This window comes from Pontibacterium sinense, from assembly GCF_015209595.1.
Classification (GTDB): domain Bacteria; phylum Pseudomonadota; class Gammaproteobacteria; order Pseudomonadales; family Balneatricaceae; genus Pontibacterium; species Pontibacterium sinense.
In genome coordinates this window covers 70,581-83,217 of record NZ_JADEYS010000003.1, presented here as the reverse complement: position 1 = coordinate 83,217, position 12,637 = coordinate 70,581, and the positions used below count along the sequence as shown (strand labels likewise).

At 49.3% G+C, this 12,637-nt stretch carries 15 protein-coding genes; 2 read left to right on the top strand and 13 right to left on the bottom strand.

Annotation, left to right across the window (positions count from 1 at the left end; all coding sequences use genetic code 11):
• Positions 1-19 precede the first annotated feature (19 nt).
• Genes ccmI through ccmA form a run of 9 tightly spaced genes read right to left on the bottom strand, consistent with a single transcriptional unit; the run spans position 20 to position 7,064 of the window.
• The gene (gene ccmI, locus IOQ59_RS04015) at positions 20-1,303 is read right to left on the bottom strand and encodes a c-type cytochrome biogenesis protein CcmI (RefSeq protein ID WP_193951975.1); all 1,284 of its coding nucleotides are present in this window, start codon (positions 1,301-1,303) and stop codon (positions 20-22) included.
• Positions 1,300-1,770 carry a cytochrome c-type biogenesis protein gene (locus IOQ59_RS04010; protein WP_193951974.1) on the bottom strand — a complete coding sequence of 157 codons (471 nt, stop codon included), beginning with the start codon at positions 1,768-1,770 and terminating at the stop codon, positions 1,300-1,302. The genes ccmI and IOQ59_RS04010 overlap by 4 nt, the downstream gene beginning before the upstream one ends.
• Complete coding sequence (locus IOQ59_RS04005; RefSeq protein WP_193951973.1) at positions 1,770-2,309, bottom strand: DsbE family thiol:disulfide interchange protein; 540 nt, start codon at positions 2,307-2,309, stop codon at positions 1,770-1,772. The genes IOQ59_RS04010 and IOQ59_RS04005 overlap by 1 nt, the downstream gene beginning before the upstream one ends.
• A gap of 12 nt (positions 2,310-2,321) precedes the next feature.
• A complete protein-coding gene (locus IOQ59_RS04000) occupies positions 2,322-4,301 on the bottom strand; it encodes a heme lyase CcmF/NrfE family subunit (RefSeq protein WP_193951972.1) in 1,980 nt (659 codons plus the stop codon).
• The gene (gene ccmE / locus IOQ59_RS03995) at positions 4,298-4,759 is read right to left on the bottom strand and encodes a cytochrome c maturation protein CcmE (protein ID WP_193951971.1); all 462 of its coding nucleotides are present in this window, start codon (positions 4,757-4,759) and stop codon (positions 4,298-4,300) included. The genes IOQ59_RS04000 and ccmE overlap by 4 nt, the downstream gene beginning before the upstream one ends.
• Complete coding sequence (gene ccmD, locus IOQ59_RS03990; RefSeq protein ID WP_193951970.1) at positions 4,756-4,935, bottom strand: heme exporter protein CcmD; 180 nt, start codon at positions 4,933-4,935, stop codon at positions 4,756-4,758. Before ccmD ends, ccmE begins: the two co-directional genes overlap by 4 nt.
• Positions 4,936-4,942: 7 nt before the next feature.
• Positions 4,943-5,701 (bottom strand): heme ABC transporter permease, encoded by a 759-nt coding sequence (locus tag IOQ59_RS03985; RefSeq protein WP_304621432.1) that lies wholly within the window; start codon positions 5,699-5,701, stop codon positions 4,943-4,945.
• An 8-nt stretch (positions 5,702-5,709) separates the two neighbouring features.
• Entirely contained in the window at positions 5,710-6,429 is a 720-nt protein-coding gene (gene ccmB / locus IOQ59_RS03980) for a heme exporter protein CcmB (RefSeq protein WP_193951969.1), read from the bottom strand.
• Entirely contained in the window at positions 6,426-7,064 is a 639-nt protein-coding gene (gene ccmA, locus IOQ59_RS03975; RefSeq protein ID WP_193951968.1) for a cytochrome c biogenesis heme-transporting ATPase CcmA, read from the bottom strand. Before ccmA ends, ccmB begins: the two co-directional genes overlap by 4 nt.
• 286 nt (positions 7,065-7,350) lie before the next feature.
• Here ccmA and fliK point away from each other — a divergent pair, with 286 nt between their 5' ends.
• Both fliK and IOQ59_RS03965 read left to right on the top strand, forming a co-directional pair.
• A complete protein-coding gene (gene fliK / locus IOQ59_RS03970) occupies positions 7,351-9,198 on the top strand; it encodes a flagellar hook-length control protein FliK (protein WP_193951967.1) in 1,848 nt (615 codons plus the stop codon).
• Positions 9,195-9,464 (top strand): EscU/YscU/HrcU family type III secretion system export apparatus switch protein, encoded by a 270-nt coding sequence (locus IOQ59_RS03965; protein ID WP_193951966.1) that lies wholly within the window; start codon positions 9,195-9,197, stop codon positions 9,462-9,464. The genes fliK and IOQ59_RS03965 overlap by 4 nt, the downstream gene beginning before the upstream one ends.
• 55 nt (positions 9,465-9,519) lie before the next feature.
• Here the strand turns inward: IOQ59_RS03965 and IOQ59_RS03960 are convergent, their stop codons facing one another.
• From IOQ59_RS03960 to motD, 4 genes are all read right to left on the bottom strand, one after another.
• Positions 9,520-9,924, bottom strand: a complete 405-nt coding sequence (locus IOQ59_RS03960) for a DUF2802 domain-containing protein (protein ID WP_371871824.1) — start codon at positions 9,922-9,924, stop codon at positions 9,520-9,522.
• 71 nt (positions 9,925-9,995) lie between these two features.
• Positions 9,996-10,904, bottom strand: coding sequence for a chemotaxis protein CheW (locus IOQ59_RS03955; RefSeq protein ID WP_193951965.1), 909 nt, complete (start codon positions 10,902-10,904; stop codon positions 9,996-9,998).
• Positions 10,901-11,689: a ParA family protein gene (locus tag IOQ59_RS03950; RefSeq protein WP_193951964.1), complete on the bottom strand. Its 789-nt coding sequence runs from the start codon at positions 11,687-11,689 to the stop codon at positions 10,901-10,903. The genes IOQ59_RS03955 and IOQ59_RS03950 overlap by 4 nt, the downstream gene beginning before the upstream one ends.
• A 6-nt stretch (positions 11,690-11,695) precedes the next feature.
• Positions 11,696-12,637 carry a flagellar motor protein MotD gene (gene motD / locus IOQ59_RS03945; RefSeq protein WP_193951963.1) on the bottom strand — a complete coding sequence of 314 codons (942 nt, stop codon included), beginning with the start codon at positions 12,635-12,637 and terminating at the stop codon, positions 11,696-11,698.

Below are 12,637 nucleotides of genomic sequence, written 5' to 3'. Positions count from 1 at the left end.
TGATGTTCAGACTATAAAATTAGTCGACAACTCGATCAATAACCAGCGATAACGCTGCTTCATTACCGCGCACGGCAACAGGGCTAAGCGTACCATAGAGATCGCCCGCAGATGCCTGAGGCTGGCCAGTCATAGATACTCGCGCCGTCACTTCCACTTCGCTCTGCTGAGACAGCTTAGCTTGTGGCGACATTGCCATACTATCATCCAAAACAACCTCCAGCGGAAGCTGTGATACCTGCAAACGCATTGCAGCCAACGGCATACGTCCGCCAACAGGTCGGGCAAAGATAAATACTGTCTGCTCCGGTTTCAAGCCAGACTTTAACTGATCATTAATACTCAACTGCACACGAATCGCTGGGGTATCACCCATTTCCGGTTCAGCTGCGTTTGCTTCAGCCGTATTTGCGCCAACAACATCGATACCCTGAGCTTTCAGGCGTTTGCGAGCGGTGGCAATACCGGATTTCAGAGACGTTGCGGCTTCACCGTCGGCATTCACCAGGCCTTTAGTCCAGTAATCAATAGCTGCCTGATACTTCTGTTGCTCAAATGCATCAATACCCAATAGACCCAAAACGGTAATTTCAAACGGCTCAATCGCCAACGTACGATCAATCTGATTCCGCACGTCATCTGTTATTTTACTGCCGTTAGCAAAAAACAGTGCCTGAGCATATTGCCCCATGACACCCGCATATTGAGGTGCCTCTTCGGGTAGCAGTGTTAACGTTTTACGTAACGCAGCCAGACCTTCTTCATAACGCTGCATTCCGATATACGTTGTACCCAACATATACCAGCCTTCGGCATTGTCGGGACGCTGCTCTAATTCTTCTTCCAACATTGCCACAGCTTCGTTAATGCTTGGCTGTTTTTCAGACTGAACATTAACGGGTTTGCTGCCATTTTGCGCTAATTCAAGGTCGACCGAGCGCCCCAGTTTTCCGTACAAACCGAAGGATACTGACGCTAAAATTAAAGCAAGCAGTGTCACAGTAACAACAGAACCACGGCCAATTTTGAGCTGCGATTCCTGATATTCTGCCTCTACCGCGTCATTCAGCAGGTTTTTTTCCAACTCTAGTTTTAGCAGTTCAAACTCTGCCTGCTCTAAACTTCCGCTTTCCCGCTCTGCTTCAAGTTCAGCCACTCGCTCACGGAAGATATCGATATTCTGAAGTTTTCGGTCCGCGGACAGCTCAGCCTGATGTAGTTTTTTCGCTCTAAATAACGGCCAGAAGACAAAACCAATTGCCGCCAGCGTCAACAAAGAAATACCGATCCATAACGCGGTCATTTGTCGGTATCCTGATCAAGAAGAGAATTTAGTTTCTTACGCTGCTCATTGTCCAGGTTGGACTCAGGTGTTTCTTGTGCAGCAGTATTTTTTCGACGAGTAATAGCAAAAACCACAATAAGTCCCAACAATAGCAACCCAAACGGGCCATACCAGAGTACGTAAGTCGAAGCGTCTTTGCGTGGTTTATACAATACAAACTCGCCATAACGCGCGACCATAAAGTCTGCAATTTCAGAGTCACTCTCACCCTTATCCAACATGCGATAAACCTCATGTCTCAGATCTTTTGCTATCGGTGAGTTAGAGTCCGCCAGATTTTGATTCTGACATTTTGGACACCGAAGCTCCTCGGTGAGCTGCTGGAAGCGCTTACGTGTATCTTCGTCCTGAAATTCGTAAGTATCTATAGCAGCAACGGCCTGTACAGAGATCAGCATCAGTAATGAGATTATCCAACGTTTCATTACTTCGCCTCCTGACCATTTTCCAGCTTCTGAAGAATTGGTTTCAGTTGAGCCCAAACCTTTTCATCCACAACGCCTACGTGTTTGTAGCGGATCACACCTTCTGCATCGATAACGTATGTCTCCGGTGCGCCATAGACGCCCAGATTAATGCCAAATGAGCCGGTCTTATCAAAGATATTTTCGCTATAAGGATCAAGGTAACGACGTAACCATTCCTTGGCTTTGCCACGATCATCCTTGTAATTCACGCCATAGATGACGTAACCCTCTTCCTTAATCCGGTTCAGCTGCGCGTGTTCCTGCTTACAGGATGGACACCAGGTCGCCCATACATTCAATAACGCAGGCTTGCCTTTCAAATCCTCTTCGGTGATCACTCGATCCTCATCGTACAAAGAGCTCACACGAAACTCAGGTAACGGCTTATCGATCAGAGCCGACGGCAAATTTGTCGGATCCAGTTGCAATCCCTGATAGAGAAATATCCCCATGACAAAGAAAATCACTAAGGGTATGAATAGAAAAAAACGGCGCATCAAATCAATTCCTCACGCAAACTCAGCTTCACCGGATACAGCTTTAGGCTGCTGGCGCTTTACCTTTTGACGATAACGGCGATCACTTGCCGCAAGCAGACCGCCAAAGGTCATCAACAATCCACCTAACCAGATCCAGCGAACAAACGGTTTATATTGCATGCGGACAGCCCAAGCACCGTTTTCCAGTGGTTCACCCAAAGCAACATACAGATCCCGGAAAAGCCCAGGGTCAATGGCCGCTTCGGTCATCACATTACCCCTCGCGTTATATAAACGCTTTTCGGGATACAGGGTTGTATACACCTCACCATCCTGCAATACGACAATCCGTCCCATATCTGAACGATAGTTTGGTCCTTCAACCTGTCGTGCACCATCAAACACAAACTCATAATGCTTAAAGGCCTGACGATCACCCGGTGTCATACGCATGTCGCGTTCTTCGCTGTAAATGGACACCATTAAGATACCCACGATTGAGACCGCAACACCCACGTGAGCCAGAATCATGCCGTAATAACTCAGAGAGAACTTAGTCAATGCTTTGAGTGGCTGTTTCTTGGAAGCAACGCGGTTGTACACATCCCTAAAACCAGAGAACACAACCCAAAAGCTCAGGATCAGCCCCAGCAATGCGGACCAATCAAAATCGATACCGCCGAACAGGCTCACTAAAGTACCCACAACAATCGCCAGAATTGCGGGTATCCAAAGCTGTTTCGCCAGAAATTCAACCTTAGTAGCTTTCCAGCGCGAAATTGCGCCAACACCCATCAATACCACCAACACGGACATTAATGGTATAAACATCGCGTTGAAATACGGCGCACCTACTGACATTTTACCTTGCTGCAATGCATCCATAAGTAACGGATACAACGTTCCGAGCAATACCATTAGAGCAACAACCACCAGGAGGATGTTGTTCATCAGTAAGAAACTTTCACGGGACACCAACTCAAAACTGGATTCCGCTTTCACATGCGCGGCTTTAATGGCGTACAGTAGCAATGAGCCACCGATCGTAATCGCCAATAACGCCAAGATGAAATAACCACGATCAGGATCAGACGCAAACGCATGTACGGATGTCAGGACACCGGAACGTACCAAAAAAGTGCCTAACAAACTAAGAGAGAAAGCAAAGATCGCCAGCAACACCGTCCAGCTTTTAAATACACCGCGTTTTTCAGTGACCGCTAAACTATGAATCAGGGCCGTGCCCACCAACCAAGGCATGAAGGACGCGTTCTCTACCGGATCCCAGAACCACCAGCCACCCCAGCCAAGCTCGTAATACGCCCACCAGCTTCCCAGCGCGATACCCAATGTCAAAAATGCCCAAGCAACATTTGTCCATGGACGAGACCAGCGCGCCCAGGCAGCGTCAAGCTGGCCACTCAACAATGCGGCTATCGCAAACGCAAATGCAACAGAGAAGCCCACATACCCCATATACAACATAGGGGGATGGATAATCAGGCCAATATCCTGCAACAGAGGGTTCAGGTCCCCCCCTTCCTGAGGAAATAGCGGCAGGTGACGCTCAAATGGACTTGAAGTCAGAAGGGTAAAAAGGATAAAGCCGACAGCGATGATTCCCATCACCGACAGCACGCGAGCTACAATATCCTGTGGCAAGTTATCACTTTTCACTGCAACGGCGTAAATCCAGCCACCCAGAATCACGACCCAAAGCAGTAATGAGCCTTCATGACCACCCCAAATCGCACTCACCTTGTAATAGGAAGGCAGTGCCGTATTGGAGTTTGATGCCACATATACAACAGAGAAATCATCAGTAATAAATGCATAACCCAGGCAAAAAATACTGATGACCAGAAATAAAAACAGGCCTTTCGACAGCGGACGAGCATAGCCCATCCACAACTGATTTCCGGTGGATGCACCGACTAAAGGTACCACTGCCAGCAATGCAGCCATACCCAGCGCCAGAATCAGCGCATATTGACCAAGCTCAGGAATCATTTGTTAAAGACCTCGGCCTCTGGTTTCGGCATTTTTCCAGCTTTTTCCAACGCATCCGCTACTTCTGGAGGCATGTAATTTTCATCATGTTTAGCAAGCACTTCACTGGCCTGAAACACACCGGATTCATCCATCATTCCCTGAGCAACGATACCCTGTCCCTCACGAAACAGATCAGGCAATATCCCAGTAAATTCTACGGTGACGTTTTCTGCATAATCGGTCATTCCGAACGTCACTTTGAGGCTGTTTGGATCACGTTGAACACTGTTTTCAACCACCATTCCGCCGGCACGAATACGCGTATTCTCAGGCGCTTCACCTTTTACAATTTGGGTTGGTGAGTAGAAAAGATTAATGTTCTGACTCAAAGCAAACATAGTTAAACCAACGGCGATGCCCACACCGAAGACGATGAACAGCACGATGATAAGACGCTGCTTACGTTTTGGATTCATGAGGCATTTTTCTCCCTACGCAGACGACGGACAAGCTCGGAGACTAACTGCTTTTTGCGCAGTACCGGGCTGACCAAATTGATAACAATGACAAACAATGCGATGGCATAACTCAGCCACACATACAGGCCATGACCACCCATAGCCAAAAAATCGGAAAAACTGTCGAAACTCACATTCACCTCACTGCTTTTCGATCAGTTCACGGACCCATCTTGCACGGCGCTCACGATGCAAAATTTCATTACGGGTACGCAACATCAGGGAAACGGCAAAGAAACAATAGAATCCTATTACCATTACCAATAGCGGCACCCACATCTCTGCAGGCATGGCCGGACGTTCTGTCAGGGTAAACGTGGCGGGCTGGTGTAACGTATTCCACCACTCTACCGAATACTTAATGATTGGAATGTTGACTAACCCCACCAGTGCCAACACCGCTGTCGCCTGCGCTGCCGTGGCTTCGCTTTCGATAGCAGAATTGAGGGCGATCACACCAAGATACAGAAACAGAAGGATCAACATAGAGGTCAGGCGTGCATCCCACACCCACCAGGAACCCCAGGTCGGCTTACCCCAGATCGCACCAGTGACCAGAGCCAACAGAGCCATCGTTGCACCAATCGGCGCACTCGATTTGGCGACCATATCGGCCACCTTCATCTTCCAGATAAGACCGATTGCTCCTGCAATAGCCATCAGCATGTAGCACGACTGGGCGAGTATGGCGGAAGGGACATGGATATAGATGATGCGGAAGCTATTACCCTGCTGGTAATCTGATGGAGCAAAAGCCAATGCCCAGACAATACCGGATACCAGCAGTGCCGCAGTCACTATTGCAAACCAGGGCAACAACTTGCCCATGATTTCATAGCTCCAGCGTGGTGATGCCAACTGATAGAACCATCGCGGCATCCATTTTTTCTTCTCAGCCATACTTAACCTTATCCGCTCACGGAAATTCTTAACGCTGCACCAATTGCCAGCGGTGCCATTACGATCCCCAGTGCAAGCATTGCTCCCAGCAATGCAAGATAACCACCCAACGGCAGCCCCGTTACTGCTGCCTGCACTGCACTAGTGCCGAAAATCAGCACCGGGATATACAACGGCAATACTAATAATGAAATCAGTACACCGCCTTTGCGTAATCCAACAGTCAGCGCCGCGCCAATTGCGCCTACCAAACTGAGCGTGGGCGTTCCCAGCAATAAGCTGATCATCAGCCCACCCATCCCTCCGTCTGGAAGAAACAACATAATTCCAAGTACTGGTGCGAGCAGTGCTAACGGCAACCCCGTCAACATCCAGTGAGCAATCACTTTCCCCAAAACAACCACAAACAATGGTTGTGGACTTAACAATGTTTGCTCCAGCGTGCCGTCCTCAAAATCCGAACGAAACACACTGTCCATTGATAGCAACGTCGACAGCAATGCAGCAACCCAGACCACTCCTGGTGCCAGTTGTGCCAGAAAATCCGGCTCAGGGCTCACACCAAGTGGGAACAATGTTGCCACCATCAGAAAAAAGATCAGGGGATTGACCAGATCACTTCGGCGTCGATAAGACAGCAACAGATCGCGCTTGAGCACAGCCAGGAAGAGACCCCGCATGGTCTGCTCACTAGACTGCACCGGCTCATTAGTCAGCATTTCGCTCATGAAGTTCCGGCCAGTTCATCTAGATTTATACGTCGTACCCGATCACCCATCTTTAGTTCATGATGAGTGGTCAAAATCACACTGCCACCACGTTCGGCATGGCGTGCAATCAGGGCTTCTTTCGCAGCAACGCCACGCTTGTCTATGGCCGTAAAAGGTTCGTCCAGAATCCATAATGGCGCGTGACTTAGATAAAGACGCGCGAGACTGACACGTCGATTCTGGCCGGCTGATAACATATGACAAGGCACATCTTCGTAACCTTTAAGCCCAACCTGTTCGAGCGCATCAAAAATCTGTTCATGTACGATCGCCGGATGCATCGCCGCATACCAGTTCAAATTTTCTTCCGGTGTGAGAATGGCTTTCACGCCGGGTTGATGACCGAAGTAGAGTAGCGAACGACGAAAGTCGTCAGCAACATCATCTATTGGCTCTCCCTTCCAATAGATATCACCTTCGAAATTTCGGGATAAGCCTCCAAGTATGCGTAACAAAGTGGTTTTACCACTGCCGTTCTGTCCTTCGATCTGAACAACTTCACCTTGCGTTACAACAAAGTTAAGATCTTCAAAGAGGATACGGTCATCACGCTCACAAAAAAGCTGTTTTACATTTAACAGCGGCTCGGACAAAACACCCACCCCAAGCCGAAAACCCGACTTAACTCTATACTTTTAAGCGGTACGGCCGACAATTTAATTTAGCGGCTTATTATATACGAATTCACGACCAGTGCAGCAGCCGTCACTACGGAGAAAAGTATTGTTTCCGCAAAATTCTGCCCTTTCCTTGTCTCTTCGTGATACACCACCAGAGACACAAAAGGCTTTGAATCAGGTTCTAACCAGCGACTCCCCCCAAAATGCCCGGGTGGCAAGAGTTTCAGCTGACGCCAATAACACAGGGGCGTCACGGATTGTGCTGGAAATTAGCGGAAAAACGATACAACTCATTACAAAACAGCCACTCCAGGCCGGGACACAGTTACAAGTTAGCCTAACCCCTGATGGAAAACTTCTATTACAGCAAACTGCCGCCTCCAGCACACCCGCCACAAGTACTGCGCCTTCTAATACCAAAGCAGCACCTGCCAACAGTGCGGTACCCTCATCACCGACACCACCGCCAGCGATCAGTCTCAAAGCGGGAATTTCTGACGTTCCGATCAGCAAAGGCACGACGATTGAAGGCACTGTCATTCGCAGCACTCCCACAGGTGCACCCGTATCATCTGCGCCATCATCGGACACATCTTCTGGAAGCAGCACCTATAGCAGACCGGTCCCCGCGACTAATCTTCAATCAGCACCTGCACCTGCACCTGCACCAACGCAGCAACAGCAACAGCTCACGGCAGCAACACAGAACACACCACCGGCCACGGCACCTGGTTCGAGTACTCAGGCAACTACGCACGCTCCGGTTCAACGAACGTCTATACCTGCTTCGGGTAGTGAGCCCGCTGCTCAACAACGCGGTGAAACATTGTCGATGAACAGAGCCGTACCAACCGCACACGGTCAATCGGGCAATGCCGTTGCATCAGCATCTCCCGCGACTACACAGTCGCCATCGAGCAGCAGCCCAGTACCACCACAGGCGGGACATACTTCGTCCGCCTCTGGAGGCCCGATTTCAACAACAAACGCTCAACCCTCTCCGCAAGCACCTATACAGAGGCAGACCGGAGCATCGCTCAATCCGAGCATCACCGGCACCTCATCCAACGTACAAACAAACCTGTCTTCAGCCAACACGGCCGCCTCTGTATCTTCATCGGGCACCGCAACAACTACTTCAAACACTACATTTAACCTTGATATTCGACTGAATTCCGGGCAGACCACCACACTTCAGTCGAACACTGCACTTAGTCCAAATACTGTGTTGAGCATCCAACGTACCTTCGGCGGTGATATTCTTGCGACCCCCTTACCAACCACCAGCCAGGCTACGGAACTCCAGCGTGAACAAGCTACCATACAAGATGCACTACGCACCGCACTGCCAAACCAACAGCCTTTGGCTAATTCATTGAATCAGTTGCAAGGAGCCGCGACCCAACTCCCACAGACGGAGATATCAGGACTGGTACGATCAATGTTGCAATTGTTTGGACTTCGTCCCGGCACCCCCGAGGCCCCGCAAACACTGCAACAAAATGTACAAGCGGGAGGTACACAAACCGAAGCTCAGCTCGCCGCAGGAAAACAGCTGGGCAAGACCGATATGAAGGGCTTATTGCGTCAGCTACAACAACAGAGTGCAGACCTCCCCGTTGAACAGCGCCAGCGGATGGATCAATTAATTCAGACGATGCAGTCCCGTATCACTCATAACCAGCTTTCCTCTTTACAACAATGGAAGGAAGCGCCTGATGGCAGTTTTGAGCGTGTAATACAGCTAGATATCCCTGTCCTGAACAATAATCAAATGGACAATCTGGAAATGCGTATCAGCCAGGAACGCAGCGCACAAGGCACACATGAACTGACTACACTTTGGCGCGCGCGCCTGCATTTTGACCTTGAGGAGCTTGGCGCTATAGATGCAGAAATTAAGCTCACCGGCGACGAGCAGGTTCAGATTCAATTTTGGTGCAATGAACGTCATGCACAGCGCCACATCCAGAAACAGTTGCAGGAGTTTGGTCAGTTATTGCAAAACAAAGGATTCGAACCCCCAGAACTCCAGTGCTACCACGGGCATTCACCGGATCGCCAAGGTGAACTTATCCAGAAAAACCTCGTAGATATCCACACATGAAGCGCCCACAGAAACCTCAACAAGCGGTCGCCCTAAACTATAAACTCGGTGAACAGAGCGCTCCTACCGTTGCCGCCAAAGGGCAGGGCATAATCGCAGAACAGATCATTGCATTGGCGGAGGAAAGTGGCGTTCACATCCATGAAAGCCCTGAGTTGGTAGAACTTCTGGTACGACTGCATGTGGGAGATGAAATCCCGGAGGCTCTCTATCGCGCAATCGCAGAAGTCATCGCTTTTGCTTACAGTCTAAAACACGATACCTAACGAGTATCGGGGTTTGAAAAATGAGAAAGGGAGAGAGACCAGGAAGTGGAATAGATTATTTTTGATGGCCAAGACTATCAGTTGCTTTTAATTCCTGATGCAACAGCGCCATCAATTCGGCTTCTGGACGACCAATACCACAGCTTTCGACTAAATCATCAACATTGGCACCCATCTCCATCAATCGCGCGGCCTGATTAAAGGCCATCGCACCTGGATCACGGTTTTCCAATTCCAATTGCTTTTCGGCGGTACTGTTTAGTTTCTGCTCTATTTCTACAACCCGCCGCCCCATTCCAATAGATGAGTTGGTGATTGCCTGAATTTCATTTCGAAGTAATCCGACAAGAGCCTGCTGGCGGCGCTCATATTGGCGCATCCGCTTGAACAGCACGATACAGCTCACCAAAGCCAGCAAGCTTAGTAATGCAAAGATCGATGTCCAAATGGAAAATTCCACAGAGCGCTCCGACACTAAAAGATAGGTTTAAGAATACTAAAGCATGCCCACTTTATACAGTTTGGCAACGATTACAGGTTTTCGTCCAGCAACGCCTGCAACTTATCCACATCCATAATCGCGCATCGTTCACTCATATTCGTACCCAACATCCACGGCCGGGTATTACTATCACCAGCCCACACAATATCGTTGTGTGACATGCGAATTGACTTAACCAACGTATCGCAAGCCAATGCCCAACGGCGTCCCTTAAGAATCAATACCTCTTCGTATTTGGCACGTGCGGGATCAAAACGACCGGAAAGCAACCAGCTTCCTGTATCAACCACCCGTGTTTCTTTATCCAGAGCAGTAAACGCCCCTAACACCCACTCATGATCCAGGTCCAAATGCAGAGTCAACCGTTCCATCGCAACAGCGCCATCCACGTCATCGACCGGAATAGCCAGGTTCAGCCCCTGAAGCTGGAACAAAATACAGTTGAGCACATCTTCCGGGATATCTAACGCCGGTTTTGGCGCAGCATCATCAACATGGGTTTCCACAGTCTGAACTGGCGGGCTGTCTAGTTCAGGTTGAGAATAATCCTCAAGTGAATCGTCACCCATCAATTCAGCCGGGGTATCTAGCGATACCGCTTCATCCGATGCCAATACCCGTTCGGCATCATCCTCCACCGGTAATAGATCGAGTTCAATCTCAGCGGATGCAGCTAATATGTCTGCCGAAGTCTCAACTTCCGATTCATTTGGCTCAGCCGGGGCAGCGTTAAGCAACTCGCTTTCCACCGTGAGTAGCGAAGGTTCACTCTCGTGCTGCTCATCACGCTCCAGCGCTTCAATTGCCTGCAATTCAGCTTCAGTATCACGCGCAAGCGTATCAGGATCTTCCAACAGCGATTCCAGGTAGTCGAATACAACCTGCTGATTTCCTGTTTGCGGTGCATAGTAATCTGCGTCTTCTGGTAACTTCGTCATACCGACGCCTCTTGTTTTTGCGCTTCAACCAACGTCCGCAATATTCGCGCATACGCGTGAACACCGCGACTACTGGAATCAACGGCGGAAGGAACTAAGCCTTTAATACTGGCATTTCTCAACTCAGTATCAACCGGCACAATTGCGCTGGAAATACGATCAGAGTATCGATTGTGCAACTCGCGCAAGCTCGTCACCGATGCATGTGCACGACGGTCATAAAAGGTTGGAATGATGGTATATTTTAGTTTGTTCTTACGTGCCTGATTAATCATGCTGATAGTACGTACCATGCGTTCCAGACCTTTTAATGCCAGAAACTCGGTTTGAACCGGTACCAACAGATGCTGACAAGCAGCCAACGCATTGACCATCAACACACCAAGGATCGGGGGCGTGTCGATAATGACGTAATCGTACTCTTCTTTTACCTGAACAAGCGCACGCGCAATCTGCAATCCCATCCCTTCCTGACCGACTGCACGACGTTCCAGTGTCGCCAATGCTGTCGACGCGGGCATCAGCTCAAGGCGTTCATGTGATGTTTCAAGCAGCATACGATGAACAGTTGCCGCATTGATCGGATTACTGCCTTCAAATAGGTCAAATACACTAAATTCAAGTTCGTCCGGATCGTAACCAAAGTAACTCGTCAACGACCCGTGGGGATCAAGATCAATTAAAAGCACCCGATAACCGACTTCGGCCAACAGTCCAGCCAGACTGACTACCGTGGTTGTTTTCCCCACGCCACCTTTTTGGTTTGCGACGGTCCATACTTGCATATCTTATTACTCGTTTTCCTGCTGATCGGATGAACTTAACGGGGTAACCTGTCGAAACAATTTACCACCGGAAGCCGTTTCTACCTGTTCAATAACAGGGGTGTCAGTCACCTCTGTTTCATCCGTTGCTATCACAGTGGATACTGCATCTTTGCTGACTTGCTGACTACCGAACGCAGACAATGTACGTCTGACTTTCTCATCCCGCGACACGACGATAACAACACGCCGGTTCAGTTGGCGTCCCTCATCAGTGCGGTTGCTATAAGCCGGTTGAAACTCGCCGTATCCAACCGCAGCCATCCGCGCAGGATCAACACCATGATTGTTTAACAAACGCACCACCGCAGCTGCGCGCGCTGCTGATAGCTCCCAATTAGATGGAAAGTGGTCCGTTTCAATCACTTGATCATCGGTAAAGCCTTCAACATGAATCGGATTATCGTAAGGCCGTAATATCACAGCTAAGCGCTGCAATAGCTCATCCGCTTCACGCGTTGGTTTTGCCTGCCCAGAACTGAACAGCATGCCTGAACGTAACTCGATTGACAGCCAAAGCTCATCACCAACTAGCTTGAGATCGCGCTCAGACACACTGGGAAGAATACGGGTTTCCAGTCGCTCCATAATGGTCTTCAGCTGATCTGTCTCGTCGGTATCGGGCAACTCCAGCTCAGGTTTGGGGGTTGATTGCTCTTCTGGCATCGCGGGCTCTTCCCTCAAGCCAATAATCGCTCCCTGTCCGGTACCAAGGAGTGATGCATCAAGCCCTGTTCCTTCAAACGCACCACTTAGCGCGTTCGACAACTCTTTGTATTTTTCTTCGTTCACACTGGATAGCGAATACATCACCACAAAAAAGGCAAACAGAAGGGTGATAAAGTCCGCGTAAGAGAGTATCCAACGATCTGTATTTACATAATCTTCAGGTGGATTACGTCTGGGCAT

Bases quoted from the DNA above. Each gene is read 5' to 3' on its own strand.
- ccmI (WP_193951975.1), bottom strand. From the start codon at position 1,303: ATGACCGCGTTATGGATCGGTATTTCTTTGTTGACGCTGGCGGCAATT.
- IOQ59_RS04010 (WP_193951974.1), bottom strand. From the start codon at position 1,770: ATGAAACGTTGGATAATCTCATTACTGATGCTGATCTCTGTACAGGCC.
- IOQ59_RS04005 (WP_193951973.1), bottom strand. From the start codon at position 2,309: ATGCGCCGTTTTTTTCTATTCATACCCTTAGTGATTTTCTTTGTCATG.
- IOQ59_RS04000 (WP_193951972.1), bottom strand. From the start codon at position 4,301: ATGATTCCTGAGCTTGGTCAATATGCGCTGATTCTGGCGCTGGGTATG.
- ccmE (WP_193951971.1), bottom strand. From the start codon at position 4,759: ATGAATCCAAAACGTAAGCAGCGTCTTATCATCGTGCTGTTCATCGTC.
- IOQ59_RS03985 (WP_304621432.1), bottom strand. From the start codon at position 5,701: ATGGCTGAGAAGAAAAAATGGATGCCGCGATGGTTCTATCAGTTGGCA.
- ccmB (WP_193951969.1), bottom strand. From the start codon at position 6,429: ATGAGCGAAATGCTGACTAATGAGCCGGTGCAGTCTAGTGAGCAGACC.
- IOQ59_RS03965 (WP_193951966.1), top strand. From the start codon at position 9,195: ATGAAGCGCCCACAGAAACCTCAACAAGCGGTCGCCCTAAACTATAAA.
- IOQ59_RS03955 (WP_193951965.1), bottom strand. From the start codon at position 10,904: ATGACGAAGTTACCAGAAGACGCAGATTACTATGCACCGCAAACAGGA.
- IOQ59_RS03950 (WP_193951964.1), bottom strand. From the start codon at position 11,689: ATGCAAGTATGGACCGTCGCAAACCAAAAAGGTGGCGTGGGGAAAACA.
- motD (WP_193951963.1), bottom strand. From the start codon at position 12,637: ATGCCCAGACGTAATCCACCTGAAGATTATGTAAATACAGATCGTTGG.